The organism is Enterobacter sp. Ag1 (genome assembly GCA_000277545.1).
Taxonomy (GTDB): Bacteria; Pseudomonadota; Gammaproteobacteria; order Enterobacterales; family Enterobacteriaceae; genus Cedecea.
In genome coordinates this window covers 373,236-397,081 of the sequence record AKXM01000004.1, presented here as the reverse complement: position 1 = coordinate 397,081, position 23,846 = coordinate 373,236, and the positions used below count along the sequence as shown (strand labels likewise).

21 protein-coding genes and 3 pseudogenes are annotated in these 23,846 nt (G+C 52.5%); 12 read left to right on the top strand and 12 right to left on the bottom strand.

Going from position 1 to position 23,846, the window contains the following annotated elements; genetic code table 11:
- From A936_RS02605 to trpA, 4 genes and pseudogenes are all read left to right on the top strand, one after another.
- A pseudogene (locus tag A936_RS02605) lies at nucleotides 1-217 on the top strand (bifunctional glutamine amidotransferase/anthranilate phosphoribosyltransferase); the annotation flags it as partial.
- Nucleotides 218-221: 4 nt separating this feature from the next.
- A complete protein-coding gene (gene trpCF, locus A936_RS02600) occupies nucleotides 222-1,583 on the top strand; it encodes a bifunctional indole-3-glycerol-phosphate synthase TrpC/phosphoribosylanthranilate isomerase TrpF (RefSeq protein ID WP_008454294.1) in 1,362 nt (453 codons plus the stop codon).
- Nucleotides 1,584-1,595: 12 nt separating this feature from the next.
- A complete protein-coding gene (gene trpB, locus A936_RS02595; protein ID WP_008454293.1) occupies nucleotides 1,596-2,786 on the top strand; it encodes a tryptophan synthase subunit beta in 1,191 nt (396 codons plus the stop codon).
- Entirely contained in the window at nucleotides 2,786-3,592 is an 807-nt protein-coding gene (gene trpA / locus A936_RS02590; protein ID WP_008454291.1) for a tryptophan synthase subunit alpha, read from the top strand. The genes trpB and trpA overlap by 1 nt, the downstream gene beginning before the upstream one ends.
- A 72-nt stretch (nucleotides 3,593-3,664) precedes the next feature.
- On the opposite strand, the gene A936_RS02585 is transcribed toward trpA, so the two are convergent.
- The gene (locus tag A936_RS02585; RefSeq protein ID WP_008454289.1) at nucleotides 3,665-4,090 is read right to left on the bottom strand and encodes a PH domain-containing protein; all 426 of its coding nucleotides are present in this window, start codon (nucleotides 4,088-4,090) and stop codon (nucleotides 3,665-3,667) included.
- Between the two features lie 128 nt (nucleotides 4,091-4,218).
- Nucleotides 4,219-4,851 carry an outer membrane protein OmpW gene (gene ompW / locus A936_RS02580; protein WP_008454288.1) on the bottom strand — a complete coding sequence of 211 codons (633 nt, stop codon included), beginning with the start codon at nucleotides 4,849-4,851 and terminating at the stop codon, nucleotides 4,219-4,221.
- A gap of 285 nt (nucleotides 4,852-5,136) precedes the next feature.
- On the opposite strand from ompW, the gene A936_RS02575 reads away from it, so the two are divergent.
- The 4 genes from A936_RS02575 to yciA are packed head-to-tail and all read left to right on the top strand — an operon-like array spanning nucleotide 5,137 to nucleotide 7,310.
- Nucleotides 5,137-5,547 (top strand): YkgJ family cysteine cluster protein, encoded by a 411-nt coding sequence (locus A936_RS02575; protein WP_008454286.1) that lies wholly within the window; start codon nucleotides 5,137-5,139, stop codon nucleotides 5,545-5,547.
- Between the two features lie 28 nt (nucleotides 5,548-5,575).
- On the top strand, nucleotides 5,576-6,319 hold the full coding sequence (locus A936_RS02570; RefSeq protein WP_008454284.1) for a YciC family protein: 744 nt from the start codon (nucleotides 5,576-5,578) through the stop codon (nucleotides 6,317-6,319).
- Nucleotides 6,320-6,378: 59 nt separating this feature from the next.
- Nucleotides 6,379-6,915 (top strand): septation protein A, encoded by a 537-nt coding sequence (locus tag A936_RS02565; protein ID WP_008454282.1) that lies wholly within the window; start codon nucleotides 6,379-6,381, stop codon nucleotides 6,913-6,915.
- Complete coding sequence (gene yciA, locus A936_RS02560) at nucleotides 6,915-7,310, top strand: acyl-CoA thioester hydrolase YciA (protein WP_008454281.1); 396 nt, start codon at nucleotides 6,915-6,917, stop codon at nucleotides 7,308-7,310. The genes A936_RS02565 and yciA overlap by 1 nt, the downstream gene beginning before the upstream one ends.
- A gap of 38 nt (nucleotides 7,311-7,348) precedes the next feature.
- On the opposite strand, the gene A936_RS02555 is transcribed toward yciA, so the two are convergent.
- Entirely contained in the window at nucleotides 7,349-8,275 is a 927-nt protein-coding gene (locus A936_RS02555; protein ID WP_008454279.1) for a LysR family transcriptional regulator, read from the bottom strand.
- A gap of 78 nt (nucleotides 8,276-8,353) precedes the next feature.
- On the opposite strand from A936_RS02555, the gene A936_RS02550 reads away from it, so the two are divergent.
- Together A936_RS02550 and A936_RS02540 are read left to right on the top strand one after the other, a co-directional pair.
- Complete coding sequence (locus tag A936_RS02550) at nucleotides 8,354-9,007, top strand: SDR family oxidoreductase (protein WP_008454276.1); 654 nt, start codon at nucleotides 8,354-8,356, stop codon at nucleotides 9,005-9,007.
- Nucleotides 9,008-9,624: 617 nt separating this feature from the next.
- Nucleotides 9,625-9,744, top strand: a pseudogene (locus A936_RS02540) (transposase); the annotation flags it as partial.
- A 329-nt stretch (nucleotides 9,745-10,073) separates the two neighbouring features.
- Here A936_RS02540 and A936_RS02535 read toward each other — a convergent pair.
- Nucleotides 10,074-10,373, bottom strand: coding sequence for a hypothetical protein (locus A936_RS02535; RefSeq protein WP_008454271.1), 300 nt, complete (start codon nucleotides 10,371-10,373; stop codon nucleotides 10,074-10,076).
- Between the two features lie 285 nt (nucleotides 10,374-10,658).
- On the opposite strand from A936_RS02535, the gene A936_RS23165 reads away from it, so the two are divergent.
- Nucleotides 10,659-11,099 carry a SymE family type I addiction module toxin gene (locus A936_RS23165; RefSeq protein WP_008454269.1) on the top strand — a complete coding sequence of 147 codons (441 nt, stop codon included), beginning with the start codon at nucleotides 10,659-10,661 and terminating at the stop codon, nucleotides 11,097-11,099.
- On the opposite strand, the gene A936_RS23370 is transcribed toward A936_RS23165, so the two are convergent.
- From A936_RS23370 to tonB, 5 genes and pseudogenes are all read right to left on the bottom strand, one after another.
- On the bottom strand, nucleotides 11,050-11,514 hold the full coding sequence (locus tag A936_RS23370; RefSeq protein WP_157141364.1) for a DUF6572 domain-containing protein: 465 nt from the start codon (nucleotides 11,512-11,514) through the stop codon (nucleotides 11,050-11,052). The two genes, A936_RS23165 and A936_RS23370, sit on opposite strands and share 50 nt — an antisense overlap.
- A gap of 122 nt (nucleotides 11,515-11,636) precedes the next feature.
- The gene (locus tag A936_RS02525) at nucleotides 11,637-11,996 is read right to left on the bottom strand and encodes a hypothetical protein (protein WP_008454267.1); all 360 of its coding nucleotides are present in this window, start codon (nucleotides 11,994-11,996) and stop codon (nucleotides 11,637-11,639) included.
- Nucleotides 11,996-18,820 (bottom strand): hemagglutinin repeat-containing protein, encoded by a 6,825-nt coding sequence (locus A936_RS02520; protein ID WP_008454265.1) that lies wholly within the window; start codon nucleotides 18,818-18,820, stop codon nucleotides 11,996-11,998. Before A936_RS02520 ends, A936_RS02525 begins: the two co-directional genes overlap by 1 nt.
- Nucleotides 18,793-19,575: pseudogene (locus A936_RS02515) on the bottom strand (ShlB/FhaC/HecB family hemolysin secretion/activation protein); the annotation flags it as partial. The pseudogene A936_RS02515 and the gene A936_RS02520, both read right to left, overlap by 28 nt.
- A gap of 285 nt (nucleotides 19,576-19,860) precedes the next feature.
- Entirely contained in the window at nucleotides 19,861-20,595 is a 735-nt protein-coding gene (tonB, locus tag A936_RS02510) for a TonB system transport protein TonB (protein ID WP_202801379.1), read from the bottom strand.
- 215 nt (nucleotides 20,596-20,810) lie between these two features.
- On the opposite strand from tonB, the gene A936_RS02505 reads away from it, so the two are divergent.
- Entirely contained in the window at nucleotides 20,811-21,107 is a 297-nt protein-coding gene (locus A936_RS02505) for a YciI family protein (protein ID WP_008454262.1), read from the top strand.
- 43 nt (nucleotides 21,108-21,150) lie between these two features.
- Here A936_RS02505 and A936_RS02500 read toward each other — a convergent pair whose 3' ends face one another.
- From A936_RS02500 to A936_RS02490, 3 genes are all read right to left on the bottom strand, one after another.
- Nucleotides 21,151-21,912: an EAL domain-containing protein gene (locus A936_RS02500; RefSeq protein WP_008454261.1), complete on the bottom strand. Its 762-nt coding sequence runs from the start codon at nucleotides 21,910-21,912 to the stop codon at nucleotides 21,151-21,153.
- 26 nt (nucleotides 21,913-21,938) lie between these two features.
- Nucleotides 21,939-23,468: a sensor domain-containing diguanylate cyclase gene (locus A936_RS02495; protein ID WP_008454260.1), complete on the bottom strand. Its 1,530-nt coding sequence runs from the start codon at nucleotides 23,466-23,468 to the stop codon at nucleotides 21,939-21,941.
- Between the two features lie 179 nt (nucleotides 23,469-23,647).
- Entirely contained in the window at nucleotides 23,648-23,827 is a 180-nt protein-coding gene (locus A936_RS02490; RefSeq protein ID WP_008454259.1) for a YciY family protein, read from the bottom strand.
- Nucleotides 23,828-23,846: the final 19 nt, after the last annotated feature.

Here is a 23,846-nt window from a genome sequence, read left to right as displayed (position 1 = left end):
GGCGGGCGGCACGCCGCAAGAAAACCGTGACATTCTGACTCGCCTGCTACAAGGTAAAGGTGAGACCGCGCACGAGTCTGCCGTCGCGGCTAACGTTGCGATGCTGATGCGATTGCACGGCCATGAAGACTTGAAGGCTAACGCCAAAAAAGTGCTGGATGTATTGCGCAGCGGGGCCGCATATGACCGCGTCACCGCGCTCGCAGGAAGAGGATAAGGGAATGCAGGAGACCGTTTTAAACCGCATCGTGGCTGACAAAGCGCTGTGGGTCGAAGCCCGCAAACAGCAGCAGCCGCTGGCGAGCTTCCAGAATGACATTGTGCCCACCACGCGGAACTTCTATGACGCGCTGCAGGGGGCCCGCACCGTCTTTATTCTTGAATGCAAAAAGGCATCCCCGTCCAAAGGGACGATCCGCGATGACTTCGACCCGGCTCATATCGCCGGTGTTTATAAGCATTATGCCTCTGCCGTGTCGGTGCTGACCGACGAGAAATACTTCCAGGGCAGCTTCGATTTTCTGCCGATCGTCAGCGGCATTGTCAGCCAGCCGGTGCTGTGCAAAGACTTTATTATCGACGCCTACCAGATTCATCTGGCGCGCTTTTACCAGGCGGACGCCTGCCTGCTGATGCTTTCGGTGCTGGACGATGAACAGTATCGCCAGCTGGCCGCCGTGGCCCACAGCCTGAACATGGGCGTGCTGACCGAAGTCAGCAACGAAGAAGAGCTGGAGCGCGCCATCGCGCTCGGGGCCAAAGTGGTCGGCATCAACAACCGCGACCTGCGCGATCTGTCCATTGACCTGGACCGCACTCGCCAGCTGGCCCCGCGTCTGACCCACGGCGTCACGGTAATCAGCGAATCGGGCATTAATCATTACGCTCAGGTTCGCGAACTCAGCCACTTCGCCAACGGATTCCTGATTGGCTCGGCGTTGATGAGCGAGGATGACCTGAGCGCCGCGGTACGCCGCGTGTTGCTGGGTGAAAACAAAGTTTGCGGCCTGACGCGGGGGGAAGATGCTCGTGCGGCTCAGGAAGCCGGAGCTATTTACGGTGGCCTGATCTTCGTTCCGACTTCGCCGCGTTTTGTCAGCGATGAGAAAGCCGCCGCAGTCATTGCCTCCGCGCCGCTTCGCTACGTGGGTGTATTCAGAAATACGCCGATAACAGAAGTTGTGCAGAAAGTAGAGACGTTCTCACTGAGCGCAGTTCAGCTTCACGGCGCTGAAACCCAGGCATACATTACTGAGCTGCGAGCGCTGCTGCCGGAGAAAACACAAATCTGGAAAGCGTTGAGCGTAGCCGACACGCTTCCTGAGCGGAATCTGCAGCACGTTGACAAATACGTGTTCGATAACGGCCAGGGCGGCACCGGGCAAAGCTTTGACTGGCGACTGTTAGCCGGACAAAAGCTGGACAACGTGATTCTGGCGGGCGGCCTCGGAGCGGATAACTGCGTGGAAGCGGCTAAAGCCGGCTGCGCGGGACTGGATTTCAACTCTGGCGTGGAAAGTGCGCCGGGAATAAAAGATGCTAACAAGCTGGCTGCGGTCTTCCGGACCCTGCGGGCTTACTAAGGAAGAGATACCATGACTTTACTGAACCCTTATTTTGGTGAATTTGGCGGGATGTACGTGCCGCAGATCCTGATGCCTGCTTTGCGCCAGCTCGAAGAAGCTTTTGTGGCGGCGCAAAGTGACGCTGAGTTCCAGGCGGAGTTTACCGACCTGCTGAAGAACTACGCGGGCCGTCCAACGGCGCTGACTAAATGCAAAAATCTCACCGCAGGCACCAACACCACCCTGTACCTCAAGCGTGAAGATCTGCTTCACGGCGGCGCGCACAAAACTAACCAGGTGCTGGGCCAGGCGCTGCTTGCCAAGCGTATGGGCAAAACCGAAATCATCGCCGAAACCGGCGCGGGTCAGCACGGCGTAGCTTCTGCCCTCGCCAGCGCCCTGCTCGGCCTGAAATGCCGTATTTATATGGGAGCCAAAGACGTCGAGCGCCAGTCGCCAAACGTCTTCCGTATGCGCCTGATGGGGGCCGAAGTCATTCCGGTGCACAGCGGCTCATCCACCCTGAAAGATGCCTGTAACGAGGCGCTGCGCGACTGGTCTGCAAGCTATGAAACCGCGCACTACATGCTCGGCACCGCCGCAGGTCCGCACCCGTTCCCGACCATCGTGCGTGAATTCCAGCGCATGATCGGCGAAGAAACCAAAGCACAGATTCTGGAAAAAGAAGGTCGCCTGCCTGACGCGGTAATCGCCTGCGTGGGCGGTGGCTCTAACGCCATCGGCATGTTTGCCGACTTTATCGATGAAACCAGCGTGGGCCTGATTGGCGTTGAGCCAGCCGGGCACGGGATTGAAACCGGCGAACACGGGGCGCCGCTGAAACATGGCCGCGTGGGGATCTACTTCGGCATGAAGTCGCCGATGATGCAAACCGACGAAGGGCAAATCGAAGAGTCTTACTCTATTTCTGCCGGGCTGGACTTCCCGTCCGTGGGGCCGCAGCACGCGTACCTGAACAGCACCGGCCGCGCCGATTACGTCTCCATTACCGATGACGAAGCGCTGGATGCCTTTAAAGCACTGTGCCGCAGCGAAGGGATTATTCCCGCGCTGGAGTCCTCACACGCCCTCGCCCATGCCTTAAAAATGATGCGCGAGAACCCTGAAAAAGAGCAGCTGTTGGTAGTGAACCTCTCTGGCCGCGGCGACAAAGACATCTTCACCGTCCACGATATTCTGAAAGCACGAGGGGAAATGTAATGGAACGTTATCATCATCTGTTTGAACAGCTGCAGGCCCGCAAGGAAGGCGCATTCGTTCCCTTTGTGACGCTGGGCGACCCAACCCCTGAGCTTTCGCTGAAAATTATTGATGCGCTGGTTGAAGGCGGCGCGGATGCGCTCGAACTGGGCATTCCGTTCTCCGATCCGCTGGCGGATGGCCCAACCATCCAGGGCGCGGCGCTGCGGGCTTTCGCCTCTGACGTGACGCCAACCCAGTGCTTTGAAATGCTGGCGACGATCCGCCAAAAATACCCGGAGATCCCGATTGGTCTGCTGATGTATGCCAACCTGGTCTTTAACCGTGGCATCGACGAATTTTATGCGCTGTGCGCCAAAGTGGGCGTGGATTCTGTGCTGGTTGCCGACGTGCCGGTGGAAGAGTCCGCTGAATTCCGCCATGCCGCAATGCGCCACAACGTTGCGCCTATTTTCATCTGCCCGCCAAACGCCGACGAAACGCTGCTGCGCGAAATTTCGGCTCATGGCCGGGGTTACACTTACCTGCTTTCCCGTGCAGGCGTTACCGGCACCGAAACGCGCGCTCAGCTTCCGCTGCATCATTTAATTGAGAAACTGGGTGAGTATCAGGCCGCGCCGCCTCTGCAAGGCTTTGGTATTTCCGAACCGTCTCAGGTACGCGATGCCATTGCCGCCGGTGCTGCAGGCGCGATTTCAGGTTCTGCGGTGGTGAAAATCATCGAAAAGAACCTGGCACAGCCTGAAGTAATGCTCAGCGAACTGAAACAGTTCGTGCAGAACATGAAAGCCGCCACGCGGGGTTAAGGTAAACAAAAACGGCGGCCGACCGGTTTAGTCCCCCGACCTGCCGCCGTATTAACAGAAATTGTGGTTATGTTAACTGGCTGCTTTATTTTCCAGCTCTTCCTGATATTCAAAAAAGCGCTGTCTGAATCTCATTGGATCTTTAATAAAACGAATCGGCGCGTGACCAGCCCCGGAATCACTGATCACCAGAGAACCATAACCCAGCATGCGACCAATAATCCCTTGTCGAACCTGAAGGCTGGATATTTTCTTAATCGGGATTTCAACGGTATCACGCTTAATTAAGCCCGATTTAGCAATCAGTCGCTTATTGGTAATAGCCGCTTCATTGGAGCGTACAACAAAATACCCCAATGGAATCAGGATAAAACCAACGATGGTCATGAACCCTAAAATGATTCCCCAAAGGATCCAGGGCAGCCATGCCCACAGAGTCACCTGCCCACGATATAAAACTTCTTCATTGCCAATTAAGTTGGAGTCGATATATGCCATTTTTCTACCCATTAAAAGAAGACGGGGAATAATAGCATCTCGTTTCAGAATATGACTAATTGAAATTTAATGTACGCACTCAAAGAAACTGGCCATTAAACAGCCAGTTTCTTCCGATGAAGAGAGACTTAAAAACGGTAGCCCGCAGAGAACATAAACACCCACGGGTCGATGCGCGTCTTGATGCTCTGCTGGTCTTCCCCGGCTTTAAATTTCACCGTGGTGTCGATGTCCATATACCAGACGGACATGTTCAGCAGCCAGTCTTCGTTCACCAGATAATCCAGCCCGACCTGACCCGCAGCGCCCCACGAATCTTTCACTTTCAGATCGCTCAGGCCCGCGCTTTTGCCGGTGTCGTTGAAGCTTGCATCAAAGAAAGTGGTGTAGTTTACGCCGACGCCCACGTAAGGCCGCACTTTGCTACCCGCATCGCCAAAGTACCACTGCGCCATCAGCGTAGGTGGCAGCTGGTGCACGGTGGCAAGATCGCCGGTTGGCCCAAGCCCGACCTTGTGACGGAACGGCGTCGCCGCCAGCAGCTCAATCCCGATGTTATCGGTGACCATATAGTCGAAGGTCAGCCCCAGCTGCGTATTGTTATCAACTTTAAAGCCGCCCATTTTGAGCACGTCATCCGAGCCCGCGGTGGGTCGAACCGTCGCGGTACCCGCGCGCATAAAGAATTCCCCCGCCTGATGCGCCGACGCCGCACCGGACAGACATCCCATCGCCAGTAATGCCAGTGTGAGTTTTTTCATAGCCCTTCCCTTGTTATGGTTTTTAACAGCGGGCTGAATATACTCAGAAAGAAGTACAAAGTGATCTAACACCGATCACACTTTATCCTCTAATTTAACATTCAATGATCTGGATTAATTTTTGGTAGCGCGGTGAAAAACAACAAACCGAAACCAGATCAACTTTGTGAATAATCACATCCTGAAAATTCTTCCCCATCCGCCTCTTGCAAAAAGCCCTGCTCTGGCTAATTTGGGTGTTCTCCTCAACCGTTGAAACGTGAAATCAGAAGTTGCAGGTGCAAGATGAGCGATAACCCTTGTATGACTTGTGGTGCCTGTTGTGCTTACTTTCGTGTCTCTTTCTACTGGGCTGAAGCCGACGACGCCGGCGGCCTGGTCCCTTCGCATTTAACCGAGCCGGTTACCCCTTTTCTGCGCTGCATGAGCGGCACTAACCAGCGCAACAGCCGCTGCGTAGCGCTGGAGGGCGAGCCAGGTCAGCGGGTCAGATGCAGCATTTATGAAAATCGCCCTTCGCCGTGCCGCGAGTTTACGATGTCCGGGGAAGACGGCGTCACCCACGATGCCTGCAACCGGGCACGAGCCCGCTACGGCCTGGTGCCGCTGTACGGAACTGACGCTATTCAACCGCTTATAGAAAGTCTTTGTGGTGCCACGGCAGCCTCATCCAGGGTACAATTGCCCCCAGATTGATAACCGCTAGCAACATCAAGGAGAGTGCATGTCTATCACGGCAGGTTCCGTATACCGTGACACGGGGAATTTTTTGCGTAATCAGTTTGTTACCATATTGCTGATTGCGTTACTTTGCGCCTTAATTTCGGTGATTATTGGCCGCGCGTTCTCGCCCAGCGAAGAACAAATGGCGATTCTGAGTGAGGGAGATAACCTGGCGGGCAGCGTCGGGCTGTTTGATTTAGTGCAGAATATGTCGCTGGAACAGCAGCAAGTGTTACTGAAAGCGTCTGCGGCCTCCACGTTTTCGGGCCTGATTGGCAACGCTATTCTGGCGGCCAGCATGATGGTGCTGATGCAAATCGTTTCTGCAGGCCAGCGCGTAAGCGCCCTGCGCGCGATTGGTGCCTCTGCGCCCATGCTGCCCAAAATGTTCATTCTGATCTTCCTGACCACGCTGCTGGTGCAAATCGGCATTATGCTTGTGGTTGTGCCTGGCGTGCTGCTGGCTATCCTGCTTTCGCTTGCGCCAGTGATGCTGGTGCAGGATAAAATCGGGATTTTCCGCTCTATGCGCAGCAGCCTGCGCCTTGTATGGGCGAACATGCGCCTTGTTGCCCCCGCGGTCGTCGCCTGGCTGGCGGCCAAAACGGCGTTACTGCTGCTGGCATCCAGCTTTGCTGCGCTGTCGCCGGAAGCCGGGGCCGTGATTGCGAATACCATAAGCAACCTGATTTCAGCCGTGCTGCTGATCTACTTATTCCGCCTGTACATGTTGATACGTCAATAACCTTCCCCGACTCCTGACCGCGCGTTATAGTCAGGAGTCACCTCTTTACGGAACAGATTATGAAGCAGTTTCTCGACTTCCTGCCCCTGATTGTCTTCTTTGCTTTTTATAAGATGTACGACATTTTTGTCGGCACCTGGGCGCTGATCATCGCCACCGCCCTCGCCCTGGTTTATAGCTGGGTCAAGTACCGCAAGGTGGAAAAGACCACGCTGGTCACCTTCGTGATGGTTGCCGTCTTTGGCGGCCTGACCATTTACTTCCACAACGCGGAATTCATTAAGTGGAAAGTCACGCTGATTTACGGCCTGTTTGCGGCGGCGCTGCTGGTGATGCAGTTCGGCATGAACAAGCTGCTGATTCAGAGCATGCTGGGCAAAGAAATCACTTTGCCAACCGAAGTGTGGTTTCGCCTGAATATCGCCTGGGCGCTGTTCTTCATCGCCTGTGGTTTATTGAATATTTACGTGGCGTTCTGGCTCCCGGAAAGTGTCTGGATTAACTTTAAAGTGTTCGGGCTGACCGCCATCACTCTGGTCTTTACCCTGCTGAGCGGCGTCTACATCTACCGTCATATGCCAAAGGAAGAGCAGTAATGCCGAACGAATTACCGCAAGGTGAATTAGTGCTGCGCACTCTGGCGATGCCAGCGGACACCAACGCCAACGGCGATATTTTTGGCGGCTGGCTGATGTCGCAGATGGACATGGGCGGCGCCATTCAGGCCAAAGAAATCGCTCATGGCCGCGTCGTGACCGTGCGTGTGGACGGCATGACCTTCCTGAAGCCAGTGGCAGTGGGAGACGTAGTGTGCTGTTACGCCCGCTGCGTTAAGCGCGGGACAACGTCCATCACCATCAACGTGGAAGTCTGGGTGAAAAAGGTCTCTTCCGAGCCTATCGGCCAGCGCTACAAAGCCACCGAGGCGATATTTATCTATGTCGCCGTGGATAAAGAAGGCAAGCCTCGCGCGATACCTCAAGCCGAGTAACTCTCCTGCCCGGTTACGCCGGGCAGTTTATTTTCCCTTCACGCGACCGACCGCTTTTCCCCCATTTCCTGCAGAAGATAATCAATAAACAGGCGCGTTTTGGCCGGAATCAATCTACCCGGCGGCATAATGCCGTAGACGCCGCCCCGATCCTGGCCTTTCCAGGCCGGCAACACCCGAACCAGCTGCCCACAAGCAAGCTCGGTCGTGATAAGCCAGTCGGGCACCAGGGCAATCCCCACCCCATCCACCGCCGCCTGCAACAGAGCTTCTGAATTGTCCGTCTGCAGCGGGCCCTTAATTCTCACGGTGGCTTTGCTGTCGCCGTTCACCAGAATCCAGTCTGGCCAGCTGGCATGACTCACCAGCCCCAGGCAATGATGCTCGCTGAGGTCCGCGGGGGAAGCGATCTCGCGCTGTCCCAGCCAGGCCGGGGAAGCGACAAGCTGGTATTCAAACTGCCCCAGCGTGCGGGCAATCAACGCGCTGTCGGTCAGACGCCCGACGCGGATGGCCACATCGTAGCCCTCGGCCACCAGATCCACCAGCCTGTCGGTAAACCTGACGTCCAGGTGAATGCCGGGATACTGGGCTAAAAAGGCCGACAGTTTGGGGGTAATCCAGCGTCGGCCAAAGGTCAGCGGCAGAGAAATTTTAAGGTTTCCAACCGGGGCAGCCGTAAATTCACTGACTTCCAGCTGAGCATTGTGTAATTCATCCAGGATGCCCCGCACGCGGCGGTAAAAAAGCTCCCCGGCCTCGGTCAGCGCAACATGACGTGTGGAACGAGCCAGCAGCCGGGTACCCAACCGGGATTCAAGGTGCTGAATTCTTCTGGATATCACGGTAGCGTTACGGTCCAGCACGCGCGCGGCTCCGGCAAAACCGTTGTTTTCCACCACCGCGGCAAAGGCGGCCAGCTCGTCAATTTTAAGATGTTCGCTGAATTCCTGCATATTTTGCATTAAGCAATTGCTCCAGTGAGTGATTATCTACATTTATGCAGATGATACAGTGCTCGCGAACTTATTGAGGAGTAAATAATGAAAACTTTTCTTAGCATTGGGGCCGGGCCGGGGATCGGCTATGCCACGGCGGAACGCTTCGCCCGTGAAGGTTTTGTGGTGATTTTAGCCGCAAGGAATGCATCGAAACTTGGCGAACTTGCGGCGCGCCTCGCCAGCAAAGGCTTCCAGGCGCACGCTAAGGTTGTCGATGCCGCCGATGCCAATGCCGTTGCAGCTTTAATACAAGAGACTGAGACCGAATTCGGCACGCTCGACGTGGTGCACTACAACGCGGCGCATCTGCACCCGGGGTCAGTGCTCGACCAGCAGAGCGCCACCTTTAACACCGACCTTGCGGTCAATATCGGCGGAGCGCTGGCCGCCTCCCAGGGCGCATTGAAAACCATGTTTGCCCGAGGGCGCGGCGCCCTGTTGTTCACCGGCGGCGGCTGGGGAGTGCACCCCAACCCGGAATACATCTCGATCAGCATTGGCAAAGCAGGCGTTCGCGCCCTGACGCTGGGGCTCTTCCCATATGCCAGAGCGCATGGCGTACACGTAGGATCCGTCACGGTAGCAGCGCTGATTGAGCCGGACTCCGCCGAGGCCACCGGCGTGGCCGATACGTTCTGGGCGCTGTACCAGCAGCCCGAAGCCGAATGGGTGGCAGAGATGACGTTTAGCGGATGAAGTTTTAGCCGGGTTTCACATCCACGAAGCGATTTTTATCTGCGTGGATGTGAATAGCTTCGCCCGTTATCTTAAAGGGATTAATGCCAGAGAAGCCCCCGGCTAGCGGGTTTTCTCTGTCGGCCTGAGCGTATGTTACCCATTCAACTCTCACAGCCACAGCTTGCCCGTATGGCCTGTTGTTTCAGCGTATTAATTCAACTTTCCATATCATCATTGCTGATGGGCTCGCCTTCATCAACATCATAACGATTGAACGCCTGGACTATTTTTGAGTGTTAAATTTATCTATCAAATTGAAAACTATTGTAGCCGATGTAATCGCTATCCCTGCGATGAATCCAAAAACAATAGCTCTCTTTATCTGTCCATCAGGAATCAGAAAGTATCCATTCTTAATGTATATAAGGAACGATGTTCCAGCCCCTAAAAGAAAGCAAAAAAGTATACAAAAAATGCAAGAATAAATTAACAATTTGATATACGAAATCATTTTTCACGCTCTTTTTCTTTTTCAGGTTTTTTTGCACTGCCGGTTTGTAAGTATCCCGGCAAAACGGACCATTCATATTTAGAGATCTTCCGGCATACTGATTACGTCCCCGGAGGAGCTCACCATGCGCAAAGCACTATTCACCGAACACCAGATCATCGCCGTTCTGAAGTCCGTCGAAGCCGGACGCACCGTTAAGGATGTGTGCCGCGAGGCCGGGATCTCCGAAGCCTCGTACTACAACTGAAAAGCGAAGTTCGGCGGCATGGAAGCCTCTGATATCAAAAAGAGTTACAGCAGGCACTTCCCGGCAACGAGTTTTATGATCGGGAGCGGTACGAATATCTACCACTTCAGGGCAAGTGGATATCATTTCCAAGCATCTCCCCTTCTCTGAGTTGAGGACAAATATTACCCATTTTTCAAATAATAGGAAAACTCAAGCATATATCACTGCGTCCGTGATATCATAATCACTGTCTAAATCCTTTCATACAACACCCTTTTCAACAGCTACAAAGAATCATGGTGGAAATATTCATGTTGCATCATGAACTTGCATTGATATATCACCTAGCAAAGTGAAACATGACCGTAATCGTATCTGGACTGGATTATTCCCCTGCACTCAAATTCGCATACTCTGAAATCTTCAATGATTAATTTATCTTCACTCTCTAATATCGTGACTTCTCCGTTGAAGCGGAGAGCTAAATCATCAGTAAAATGAATGATAAACCCATCTTCCAGTTCTTTAACTTCATCAACATAATATTGATTATCAAATGGCCGTCCATAAGGGCCATTGGGTAAAAAAAAGCAAATGGAACATCTTTTTTTTAGCCATTCGTTAACTCGTTCAGTCTGTTTCATTTCTTAGTTATCCAGCTCTGCATAAAAATAAACTATCGTATTTCTAATCTGTAATGCAACGTTGCACTCTATCGTATTATTTTTAGAAGACACCTCGCAAGATTGTATATAGCCAGTGAATCAGGCTCTGTGTTTTTGTACAGCATGATATAATACCCAAGTGTTGAAGCGAATGGTTTACAGAAGAGAAGTATAACATAGGAAATTAATTATGAATTAGCGCGACATAAAGGTGTCTCACCACCTCCATGTCGCTGACCACATGCAACTAAAGAGGAGTTGAACATGGCTGCGAAGAATTTTAAGCCAGAAGTCACTATTTCCAAAACAAAATCAACCGCACCGGAAAATAACGCTGAATACTGCGATTCGGCACGCAATAAACCAGATAAGTGCTTGCCACCGGCCCCACCTTCACGCACTGAGTTTTACGATCGGGTTCGGTACGACTATCTGCCGCTTCAGGGCACGTGGATTTCACAGGCCGGGTTTACACCGGGTATGCCGATAAAAATCCGGGTGATGCCGGACTGCATTGTGATCACCACCCAGAACAGCCGCGAACTTTGGGGCTGTGCCGAGGGGTTAAGCGTCACACATTTCAACAAGAAGAAGATGCAGCAGTGGATCAAAAGCTTTCCTGGAGCATTGAACGATACCGGCGATATCCCGGTTATCAGACGGGAATCGCCCCGCTATGACGGCCTGAAGCGGGGTAAGAACTGAGACTTAACGTGAAAATCCCAACCGCGAGAGGTTGGGATTTTTGTAATTTCAATGTTTGATAACTTAATTCTATGTTGATTGATTGCAGAACATTCGACACCTGTTCTAAAAAAGAAATCGCCTCTCCTGCAGGATCATATTTGAAATAAATATCTATAATTTTAAGCTCTGTATCTTTTGATGCAGGAAATGCTTCATATATCTCTCCGCTTTCAATAAAATCAATATAAGCATTTATTTTTTCTTGAAGCTTATACAAATGTTCGCCAATAGAATCATCCCAAGTTAAATGATCCGATATACCCAGACTAACCGTGTTACGGTTATCGTTAGGTATACTAATCGAGTCAATTTTCTCACATCCTCTACTGACATATTTATCCCTTTGTCTTCTTCTCTGGTCTGATGATATCAATTTTTGTCGGTGGTTTAAGAGTATTCCATTGCCAAGCCATCTCCAATCACCGCAAAATTAGGCAAGTGACTGACTGGCATATAAACTAAAACATCAACAATGAAGGTATGCGATTTATTTTATTATGGGCCAATCCACGTTAATTTAGATTTCAAATCGCCAGGAACCATATTAAATAACTCTTTTATATACGTAATATGTTGATTGTAATTTGGCGATATATCTTCATTACATTTTTCAAAGTAAGCTTTTGCTTGGTGATTCAAAAACCATATGTCGTGATCCGTAAAGTTTTTATCTAGGATGGTAACCGTCAAATTATGAACAAGATCAGTTTCCAGATAGCAAGATAAATTCAGAATTTTTTCTTTCTTTTCCAGTTGTAGTAGGTTTCGTATGTAAGGCAGCGCAAGCCCTAGCATTCTCACGTATACTTCATTTTTATACACGCAGCCCCCTTCATTAATATTCATAAAATTCATCATTTTCTTGTCGGCATAGAAGAAGCGCCAGCCGGAGCATTTTTAGTCTGAGTCCATGAGCCATTTTGTATAAGTTTTTCTATATATGAAGCATCTCCTGTTTTTTTGTATATTTCCTGGGCAGCCACCATCCTATGGTTGCCTTCAGATATATAATAATTACCTTTGCTATCAACATATCCAGCAATACGCCCCTCGGGTGCAGTAAATCTGTAATTACCACTCGTCATATCTTTTTTAAGCTCATCCACATATTGTGGATTACGTAATCCAACTTGCATACTTTTTATTGCAAATGGTGCTCCGCCTTGGGATAAGTTGGTTATAGTAGCCTTTGTTAGTTGCACTAAACTTTTTGCCAGTAACCCACCCGAAACTAACATGGCCTGGTTTTCTGGATCTGAGGCAAATACCGCAAACTTCGTCCAGGTCGGGCTGTTAACATCAATATTAGCCAGATCCTGACCATTCCACTGCTGCACGTAAGCTTTAGCCTCATCACTGGTCATTACATCTGCACCAATGTTACTCAGCCAGCCTGGACGTTCTGCCATATCATAGCCGCCCTGAGCAACTTCCTTATCCATCACTCGGGCCGCTAGCGGATCGTCTTTCAGCTTCTGGTCTGTTTCGGCGCTTTGCTTGTCGCTAACCTGTTTCCACTTATCAATCACTGCCTGGCAGTCACTGCCGGATTTTCGGCAGTCCGACAGCTCTTTATCAAAGGTCAGTGCTTGAGTGCTACTTAACCCATTATTCTCAACAGCATTCTTCCCGGCCTGCGCGCCCGTGGTCGCCGCTGCGGTGCTATTCCCCACCACGCCGCCGGCGATCCCTGCCGCCATGGTGCCCAGCAAACTAACGAGCTGTTTCTGGTCCTGATTCAAATCCCCAGGTTTTGTATCCGGGAACATCTCGGCGGCGATATGCCTTGCGGCCAGCTCGCCGCTGAATGCGCCCGCCGCGCCTGCCGCTGCATTGCCGCCTGAAAGCTGCGCCGCCAGAGCGCCCCAGACCGCGTGCGCCATCAGATTGGCAGGTTCATTGACTTCGTCACCCCTGGTAGTGGCCCCTTTAATAACCTGCGCCATCACCGGGTTCAGGCCACCCGCCAGGGCTTTATTGAAATCGCCCCCGGCGGCGCCCGCCAGAATGCCGCTCACCGACTGCGCCACCATCTGGTATTTACCGCCGATGCCGTAGTCGCCAAAGGCTTTTTGGTAGTCTTCCGTATTACGCAGTTCTGCAGCGCTCATGCTGGCGTATTTGCTATCTTTGGCACGCACGGCATCCAGCGCCTGCAGATCGCCATAGGTGGCCACCACGCCGGTCATCTGGCCGCCGATCTCACCCACCAGCTGCGCCGTCTGCAGGCGTTTTTGCTCTTCCTCTTTGTTAAAGATCTGCCCGATGCTGCCGTTGGCATGTTCGGTGTCGCGACTCAGCGCAGCAACGTCCTGCTGCTGATTTGCCCTGTCACGAATTGTGATATTACCATCTGCCACGGCGGATTGCGTGGTGCCTTCGGCGTGGCCTTTCCCGTTAATCCCGGCCAGCAGCGTACCAACGTTCGCGAGGCCGTTAGCGGCCAGCATTGATCCAGGGGACATATTCGTGCCACCGGACAGGCTGATGCCGCTGTGGCTGACTTTATAGTCGGCTTTGTTGCCGATATCAGAGAAGCCCAGTGTCCCGGTATCGAGGCTGTTTTTATCCGCCCCGGCCCGGCTGGCGATCACCGCCCCGTTCAACTGAGTATGGTTGCCCACGGTAATGTTAAAGCCGCCGTTTCCGGCAAAAATACCGCTTTGCTCCAGCACCGAGTCATAGGTGCTCTTCATCTTGTCCTGGCTGAGGCTGATATAGCCAGAACCACCACCGCCTCCGAAGGTGTAGCTCCCGCCTGCAGCCATGCTGGTTTGCTTGCTGTCGTAGCTATTCGAGTCCTGCTGGCTGCCGATCAGCAGATCCCGGCCAATATCGGCGACAACTTTATCGCCGTTGACCTGGGCCCCGTTCAGAATGGCGTCCCGGCCGCTGGTGAGCGACACCGCGCCCCCGCTGTCGAGCGTGGTTTCCGTCCAGCTGGTGCCGTTCCCTTTGTCCTTACCGTTGGCGGCGTTGACGTTGGCAAAGACGCTGAGCCCCGCCGAGCCGCTGTTCACGCCGAAACCAACGCCAATACCTCCGCCGCTGCTGCTGTTTTTGCCGGTCGTCAGCTGCGTATTGGCCGCCCCGCCCAGGACAATATCCTGGCTCGCAGAAAGCGATGTATCGCCGCCCGCTTTAAGCTGGCTGCCGCCAATCAGGATATTGCCGCTGTCCGCACTGTTTCCTTTTCCGGTGGCGGTGATGCTCAGATCATTCCCGGCCGTCAGGGTCGAGCCTTTGACCACATCCGACTCGGCGTGCTGCTCTGATTTCGATTTTTGCGTGGTCAGGGAGACGCTTACCCGGATACCGTTATCAGGATCTTTTTCTGCCCCCGCTTTCTGGGCGTTCAGATACGCCTGGCCCCCGGCCAGCGCCGTTTTCGTGGCCTGCAGGGCAGCCAGTCTGCCGTCACTTTCATTTTTGGTTGTTTGCGCGGTCTCTACCGCGCTGTTGACAGCGTCGCCTACCGCCCCGGACAGCGCCACGGTCAGCCCGGTGCTCTTCTGCTCAAATTTCTCATCGCGGGTACGTTTGTCGTGCCCCGGCTCAATGAGAACACTATCGCCGGCGACCGACAGGTCCTTACTTGCGACCAGATCGGCACCGCCAATATGCGCCGTTCCCCCGGCGTTCACGCTGACGTTGCCGGCGGTAGATCCCACGGTACTGATGCTCTGGCTCTGGGTGGTGCCTTGTTCACGCAGGTCGTGGGTACTTTTGCTGCTGCCGATGGTAAAGCCGATGCCGCCGGTGCCCATCAGGCCGCTCTTTTTGGTCTCCTTAAAGTGCCAGGCGGTGTCCGTTTCCGTCGCGGCCACGATATCGACGTTATTACCCGCGTTCAGCGCGACATTGCCATCGCCCACCACGGATGAGCCCTTCACCAGCAGATCGTTGCCCGCTTTCAGCGTCACGTTGTCGCCGCTCAGCAGCGTTCCGGCTTCGCGAGTCGAACTGGTTTCATTGATGGTGTGCGTGGTTTTGCTGCTGAGGAAACCTTTTTTGGTTTTGGTTTCTTCGTCGTAGTGGTAGTCGCTCTCGGTGGCCGTGGCCAGGTTGATATCCCGCCCTGCGCCCACGCCGATATCCCCGTGGGCCGTTACCTGCGCGGCCTGGGTGTTCACATCGCGCCCGGCAATAATTGTGGTGTTCCCGCCGCTGGCGATCTCCGTGCCCTGCTGGCGCACGGATTCGTTGATATCGACTTTTTTCTTCGCGGTGTACTTATCGCTGTGAGTAGATTCCGCCGCATCTAAGTTAACGTCCCTGCCGGCCTGTAAGCCGACGTTATCTTCTGCTGCCAGTGCCGCGCCAATGCTGCTCAAGTCTCGCCCTGCCGCCAGGGAGAGATCCTTCCCGGCGCTAATGGTCGTGCGGGTATTGCTGGTATCAAGGATGTCCATATTGCTGGTCTGGCTATGGCGGCTGTTCTTCGCCACATCCAGCGTCAGGTCGTTCCCTGCCCATAGCGCGGCGCTGCCCCCGGCATTGAGGTTGCTGCCGGTGACGGTCAGATCGCGCCCGGCCTGCAGGCTCAAGTTCCCCCCACTGTTGACGTTACTGCCCTGGCTGGTGATGGATTCATTGATGTTGCGGCCACGCTGGTCGCGCTCCACAAGCTGGTTGCCCGTAAGGGAAATGTTATCCAGCGCCTTGAGCAGCATGTCGCCACCTGCGCTGAGATTGGCGCCGGTATTGAGGATATCTTTACCCGCGCTGAGGCTCAGGCCGTCGGCGGCGGTAATCGATGCCAGTGGGCCCAGGTCAGTTTGAGTGAAGGCTACATCCATCCCATTCCAGCCGCCGGTTTTGCCGGAGGCATTCCATTGGCTGGTCAGCGTCTGGTTAATAATGCTGCCGCCCACGCTCTCGAGGCTCACTTTCTGCCCGGCAATGGTGGAGCCTATGTTGTTGATATCGCCCAGGGCGCTGAGCTGCAGGCTGCCGCCCGAGTTAATGGCCCCGCCGTTAATATTGCTGATGGCGTTCTGGCTGCTGGCGCTCAGCAGCGCTTTGCCCTGCAATGTACTGCCGTCGTTGGTGATATTCCCGGCGTTAAGGATCGTCTGATTCCCGGCGATGACGCTGCCGTTATTCACCGCAACATCCTTCGGCGAGATATACAGTTTAGGCACGAGGACGTTTTGCCCGTCGATTACCGCGTTTTCCCACCACAGGATGCTGGAGTCCAGGGCCGCGACCTGATCGGCAGACAGGCTGACGCCCAGTTTAAGACCCAGTTTGTCACGAGCCTGAGCGGCATGGTCAATCAGGTACTGCATCTGCTCCAGATCAGAGCCGACGCCGTTCACGTAGCGGTTGCCGGTCTGATTCAGGATCTGATTACTGACATAGCGGGTATCAAAAGCCGCATCCCCGAGGAAGCGGTAGTCATAGTCCGGGCGCAGGTTCAGTCGAGCCAGGAAATAATCCGAGCCCAGGAATTTATTGGTATCGGTATAAGTGGCGCGCGTTTCCTGCGGTGCGGTTGGTCCGGCCATCCCGGCAAGCTTATAGATATCGTTAAACAGGCTGTTGTCCAGCTGTCCAAGACTATCCAGCTTGGGATTGGTGACGATCAGATACGGGCTTTTGGGATCTTTATTCGTAACAAAATAGCCGTTATCGCTGGCAGGCAGCGGATAATCGCTGAGCTTAACTGGCGACCCGCTGGCCGTCAGCTTCGAGGTAATATCCGAGATGTTCGTCAGTTCAATGGGGCGATAATCATAGCCCGGCGGAGGCGGTGTTTTCCCCCCGCTGGATTGCGCTATCACCTGAGCGGCAGCGGCGGCAATATCATCATTTTTATGACGAGAGGGCTCGCCCGATTGCTGTTTGGTCAGCTCAACGGTCTCACCGTTTACAGGCGTTAGATTGCCACCATTCGCCTTCGAATCCGCCAGTCCCGTCGCGTTGCCCGCTAAATCAATATCAGGCCCGCCCTGCTGGCCTAGGTTGACATCGGCGATCTTACCGCCGGCCTGACCATAGTCCGCGCCATTCTGCGGCCGACTATTCACGGCGGCTAATCCGCCGCTTCCGATTGGGTTTTCGATGTTACCAATCCCGGTTCCAGACAAATTGATCGTTGCCTGCGGTGCGGTCACAGTATTATTGGTGCCCGTCTTTAGATCGGTGGCCTGCGCGCCGCCAGTTACACCAGGACCACCGGCTAAATTAAGCCCCGGAGCACTTAGTCCTGGGGTATAGCCGGGGGTATTGGCTGAGACAGAGGTATTGCTGATATTGTTGCTAAAGTTGGCGACGACTGCGCCTCCGGCCTGAATGACCGAACGATAAATTTCACCCGGCTCATACTGAGTATCATGCCCAGTGAGGTTAAATTGCGCACCATTACCCTTTATTTCGGCGCCAAGCGGAGCCTCTTTAATATTCGCAAATCGAGGCTTACGCGTACCAGGATCGGCGTATTGGTAAACTAAAAAGTCGTAGTTTGTGCCTGCCTGCCAGCTTTGGTTATTTAACTGTGTTCCGGTGAATATAATATTGCTACCCGCAAGAATATTACTCGCCTGGTTTTCGAGATTATCAATACTACCGTTAATGCTACCCGCAGCAGCAATCCTGCCGCTTCCACCATTTGTAGCAACAGTTATATTTGTTTGTGAAACTGCGAATTTTTGCGTAGCAAAATCTTTGAAGGGGGCATAATGGTAATATGTGTGGTGCACGTAATTACACGCCCCGTGGCCATTACATGAACCAACTTGAACAACCTCATCAGTGGTAAAATACCCCATTGCGCCGCCAGGTAATTGCTCTGGTTTAACAAAAATGGAAGCACTCCCAATACCCGCCACAGTCGAATTATTTGTTGTAGTTTGCTGAATACTAAGGCCATTGCGGGTATTCAATAAATGCAAGGTGCGAATAGAAATATCACCATTCTGCGTTTCAATACTTCCGGAGGTGTTCATCACTTCGGCGTTGGCATTGCCCGCCGCATCACGCTGCATCCACAGGCTGTTGCCCGCCAGAATATCGCCGCGATAGTTGCGAATGCTGTTGGCAAACAGACTCATGTTATTGCCCGCATACAGCAGGGCGCTGTTGAGCAGCGTCCCGCCCGCGCTGGCAATTAAATCACCGGCGGTGCCGACGAAGCCCGCGTTGTTGATGCCGTTCTGGCTGGTCAGGCGCAGCGTCCCACCCGCCTGCACGCTACCTGCGCCGTTCAGATTCAGCTGCCCGGCATTGAGGTGGCTTTCGCCGTAGCCCGCCCGGACCTGCCCGTTATTATTCAACGTGCCTGCGGCAGAGAGCTGCACGCCTTGGCCCTGCAGCAGGCCATTGACGTTAATATCGCCCTGACTGCTGACCGCCAGCGTATTGCCAGCCGCCAGCGTGGTCAGCTGGTTGTAGCTGCCCTGACTGTTAAGCGACAGGTTGCCCAGCGCCGCCACCTGCCCCTGCAGGCTGGTATTCCCGGCGTTGATCCCCATGTTGCCCTGGCTAAGCAGCCGCGCCCCGGCAGCGCTGTTAACCTGGCTGGCCGTGATGCCCAGGCTCTGTGTGGCGTACACGGTGCCGTTGTTATCCAGTTGCCCTGGGTTAACGGTTAAATTGCCCCCCTGCAGCATGCCGTTATTCAGGATATAGCTGCCGCCGATCGTTCCCTGCTGCTGTGCCCGCCGCTGATAAACCATTTATCAGCCAGCCCAAGCGGATTATTGGCGGTCAGCGAGGCGGTGATCTGCCCGGTGCCGGTGCTTTTTTGCCCGCTGTTATCAAACCCGACTGCTGCGGAAAATGGAAATTCAGGCGTGGCCGTGAGATTGACAATCGATTCCCCGGCCTTCTCGCCCGGTAATATTTCAATTTGTACCGGCGTGGTGCGTAACCGGTTTATTTGCTCCATCCCCTGCTCAATATCGCGCAGGTTAAGTATTTTCCCTTCCAGTCCCGGAAACGCCATTTTTAGCTGGCGTGAAGGAGCCCCTTCAATACGAATAGCCTGCAGCCTGCCCTCCAGCACGGCAATATGCAGCGTTCCCCCAGAAAGATCCTGCTCGGTCAAAAATGCCCGGCTGGTGATATATCCGCGGCTAATATACCAGTCAGATATATCCCGGGTTAGCTGATTGATCTTCGCCATGCCGAGGCAACGATCAATATAGGGCGTAATTAGGCGATTCCGGGCCGGGTCGGAAAGCAGCGTGGCATTTTCAATATCAATATGGCGAATGGTGAAGCAGGGTCCCAGGTCAGGTTGGGCCACAGGGCTTGCCAGTCGGGGCTGGAGGCTACGCTGGATCTCCTCTCGCTGCTGCCTGTTCTGCAACAGCAAATCCTGCTGCTGCTGGAGAATAGTGTCCCGGTCGGCAGGCGTCAGCGGCGCAGCATAGTTTAAGTCGGAGTAAAAAAGCACGCACAAAAAGGCGGCCTTATAATAATGTCGCATAAAGGAAGAGTCTATTTTTGTCATTTCCTTTTAGTATGCCAGCGCAGCAATAAATAAGAAAAGTCTTAAATAAACACCCTATTAATATTAGTAGTTAATTTACCTTAAGTTTGATTATTGAATTTAGGATAAGGAATGAAATAACTCATTTATTATTTTTCTGGAATCGTTTAACTGATGAATATTTAAACAATGATTGTCCTGCAACATTAGGCAAAACAGGTCACGAAATAAAAAAGCCACGTATTCTCATACGTGGCTTTTTTAAAAGGTGGGTGATGATTATTAATCCATGCTTGCGCCGCCGCTAATGCGGAATTTGATGTTGACGGTAATGCCCTGCCCTGGCTTCCCGCTCTCATAGCGCCACTTCTTCATCGCCTGCTTAACTTCACGTTCAAACATGTTTGCAGGCTGGGCGGAGAGGATCTCAACGTTATTCACCCGGCCATCGTCATCGACATCAAACTTCACGCGAACGTTGCCGTCCATACGCAATGCAAAAGCTCGCGTTGGGTACTGCGGCCTGTCGCGGCTGATCGCTCGCGGCCCGGTGTTCACCGATGGTGCAGGCGATGCAGGAGCTGGTTTCGCCGCTGCCGTTGGCGCAGGCTGCACGGGCGCATTGTTTTCAAACGGAGAAGTCTGACGAGGCTCAACCGGCTTAACGTCTCGCTTCGGCTGCTCAACCTTTTTCACCGGTTTAGGCTTCGGTTTTGGCTTAGGCTCAGGCTTGTGAATAACAACGGGCGCCTCTTTCGGCGGCTCGGGTATCGGCTCTGGCTCCGGTTCGGGTTCCGCGACCGGCTGTGGCGGAGGCTGAACAACCTGAGGCTGAGGAGGCTCAAGATCAGCAGGCGCAACCATCGTGACGCTGATCGGCTGCGAAGGTGCTGGGGACTCAATAACCTGATGTACCGAGGTGTAGAGCAACCCGGCCACAACGGCACCATGAATCCCGACGGAGAGAAGAGTCGGCCACGGAAAGCGGCGAGGTAATTCCAGGGTCATTGACGTCATAATGGTTTCAGTGTCTTTCAAGAGACGACAATTTTAAATGCAAATAACAATCATATTCAACAACGCATTGCCCAAAGGTGCACTTTTTCCTGCTGTCTGCGCGAGTTTCCCGCTATTTTCTCAAGGATTTAACATCCTGTTTATCTTTCAATTGCAGTCTGCCCGAGGTTCACTTACCGTGGTTTACAACCCAACATCAAGAAGGAAGTGTGCCCGTGCTGTACGTCATTTATGCCCAAGATATTGCCGATTCACTGGAAAAGCGCCTGTCCGTTCGCCCTGCCCACCTGGCTCGCCTTCAGGTGCTGCGTGACGAAGGTCGTCTGCTGACCGCAGGCCCGATGCCGGCGGTTGACAGCAACGATCCTGGCAGCGCCGGCTTTACCGGTTCCACGGTGATTGCCGAGTTTGCGTCTCTGGAAGAAGCGAAAGCCTGGGCTGATGCAGACCCGTATATCGCCGCAGGCGTGTACGCTAAAGTTGAAGTAAAACCGTACAAGAAAGTATTCTGATTTGCCTTCAGACGAGCCTGCAGGCTGCAGGCTCATTAGCGTGTTACTCTGTCAGCTGTAAATGCTTCTGGCGAAAACTGTCCTGGTTCAGGGGCCGTGAGAAAAGATAACCTTGCGCCAGCCTGACATTGCTATTGAACAGCACTTGCATCTGCGAAAAGGTTTCTACCCCTTCCGCAATAACATCCACCTCTTTCTCCTGAGCACCGCGTATAATATTGAGCGTTTCTTCGCCGGATGTGGCCCTAAAGCAGGCACGGTCGAGCTTTACGAAGTCTGTTTCTACCTGAGCCAGTCTGCTTTGAAGCTGTTCAACGCTGTGAATATCATCCCACGCCAGTAAAAAACCGGCGTCACGAAGGCGAGTGGCGTTTTCGCGCCCGGTATCATCTAGCAGAATGTTGTTGTCGGTTATCTCAAAGACAATGCGTTGCACTGGCACAGGACGCTGAGCCACCAGCTCGACTATCCGATCGGCAAAACCAGCATCATTCAATTGAACTGGCGAAAGATTGAGGTGCAATAAATAACTCCCGTTATGCGGCACGATGACGTCCGTCATATAGCTAAATGCCGAGGAGATAACATGTTCGCCCAGCGACACAATCCCTCCGTTTTCTTCCAGCCGATTAATAAACACGTCTGGGGAGACGAGTGCCCGCCGATGCACGCCTCGAATGAGCATCTCGGCGCCGACACAGGTAAAACCTGATGTGTCGAAAATCGGCTGCAGTAACGACTCAAAAGCCATGCCGAAGTTATTCTTCATCACCCGATTAACGATAAACTCAGCGCTTTTCTCCATGTAACTACTCCTTTTGGCAGGCTTCCTTAGCTGGTCAAGATCACGACTTTATTTTTTCCGCTGGATTTCGCCTTGTAGAGCAACCTGTCGGCTTTCTCAATCAGCGCTTCATAATCCTCACCTCGCCATGGGCAAACACCGCCGCTAAAGGTGACGACTAATCCTTGTTCACGCCAGAGTTTACTTTCGACCGCTTTACGCCAGCCTTCCATAATTTCCATAGCTTTAACCTGATTGTCGGAAAAATAAATAAAGGCAATTTCCTCTCCACCGTAGCGATAAAGCTTGGCGCGATCGTCCAGTAAACCCATGCCCATATCGGCAATGACCTTTAGCACCGTGTCACCGACCAGATGCCCGTAGTCATCGTTTATTTTTTTAAAGTTATCAATATCAATGATGCCAAGACTAAAAGGTGCTTCCCGGGCTAATAGGTAATTAATGTCATTATCAAAGCTACGGCGATTAAGCAACCCTGTGAGACCATCCGTTAGCGAAGCATTTTTTGCACTTTTTATTTGCTGACTGCTTGCGTTTATTTCATGCATAATTTGTTTATCGACGCCGCCTTTCATATCCAGACGGCCAAAACGCATCATCGAAATAATATCAATCACCATCGACTTTATCGATTGATGCATAAAGAACCATAATAATAGATAAATTGTCAGGCAAAAAACGAATCCGCCCAAAATGATCCAGATATAATATAAAACGGCATCATCAATGATTCTGTCTTTTACAGCATAAACAACAAACCAGTCCGGGTTTGAAAAGGAGTAGTAGTAATACTGCCTGTGACTTGCTTTATCGTGAAATGAACCCAGGCCATTTGTCATACATTGCACCACCGCCGGCGAGACAACCTCCGTGCCGATGGCATCGCTGTCTGCGTCAAGCACCGCTCTTCCCTGACGGTCAACAATCGAGAAGTGCCCTGGATTCGGACTCTCCAACTGTCGTAGCGGATAGCTCATATTGATCAAATTCAGATCCATGGCGAACATCCCGTACCGCTCGCCTTTATCGTCGTGCAGCAGTTTGGCAATGGTCACTACCGGTGATTTATCAACTGTATTAGCATAAATATTCGAATAGTTCACAAAAGAACTTTTTACGCTGAGGCTTTCGTACCAGTTTCGTCCTGACAGGTCCAGACGATTATCAACATAGGAATTTGGTATGCTATTATACTTTCCATCACGTGTGGCAATGATATAACCTGAAACAGCTGGCAACACCGCAATAGATGTTGTGAGCTGTTTCTCCAAAACTTCATTTTCAGCATTAACCAGAGTATCAACGTTTTTATTATTTAATAGGGTAGCGCTTTGCCACAATGCATTCTCTAAAGTTTTCAGCAGCTGCTCGATATAGAACATCGCAATATTATGAACAAAACCTTCGTTTTCATCATCCAACGTGTTTTTTTGATGATTATAGTTTATCCAGGCCAGCACCGAGCTAAACATCACCAGCACGGCAAGAATAATGACAAACAGAAAATTTATTCTCCTGGTATAAGAAAAATCCTTTTTAATTAAATCGCTAATCACTTATTGCGGCACCCTGTCAAGGTAAGAAAATTCCGTGAATTATGCCGTCCATTTTAATTAAAATGATGATCGCGATCATTTTAAAAACAAACTTCCGCCCTTTGGAAATATAAATTCAGGGTAAAGGGAAGGTTTATTTCCTAATGGATTTAATGGGCACCGCACGCGGTGCCCGGATCTTATGCCCAGCGATCGTGGATGGCAAACAGCAATGAATTACGCTGCTGGTTAACCAGGCACTTACGAATAGCATGAATGCGCATATTGCGCCGTGACTGGCTTTCCAGCCAACGCGCCCTGCGCTTCTGCGTTTGACGCTGCATACGCCAACGCCCAACTTCCGTTCTGCTACGTCTCATGTCTACGACTCAATTTCCT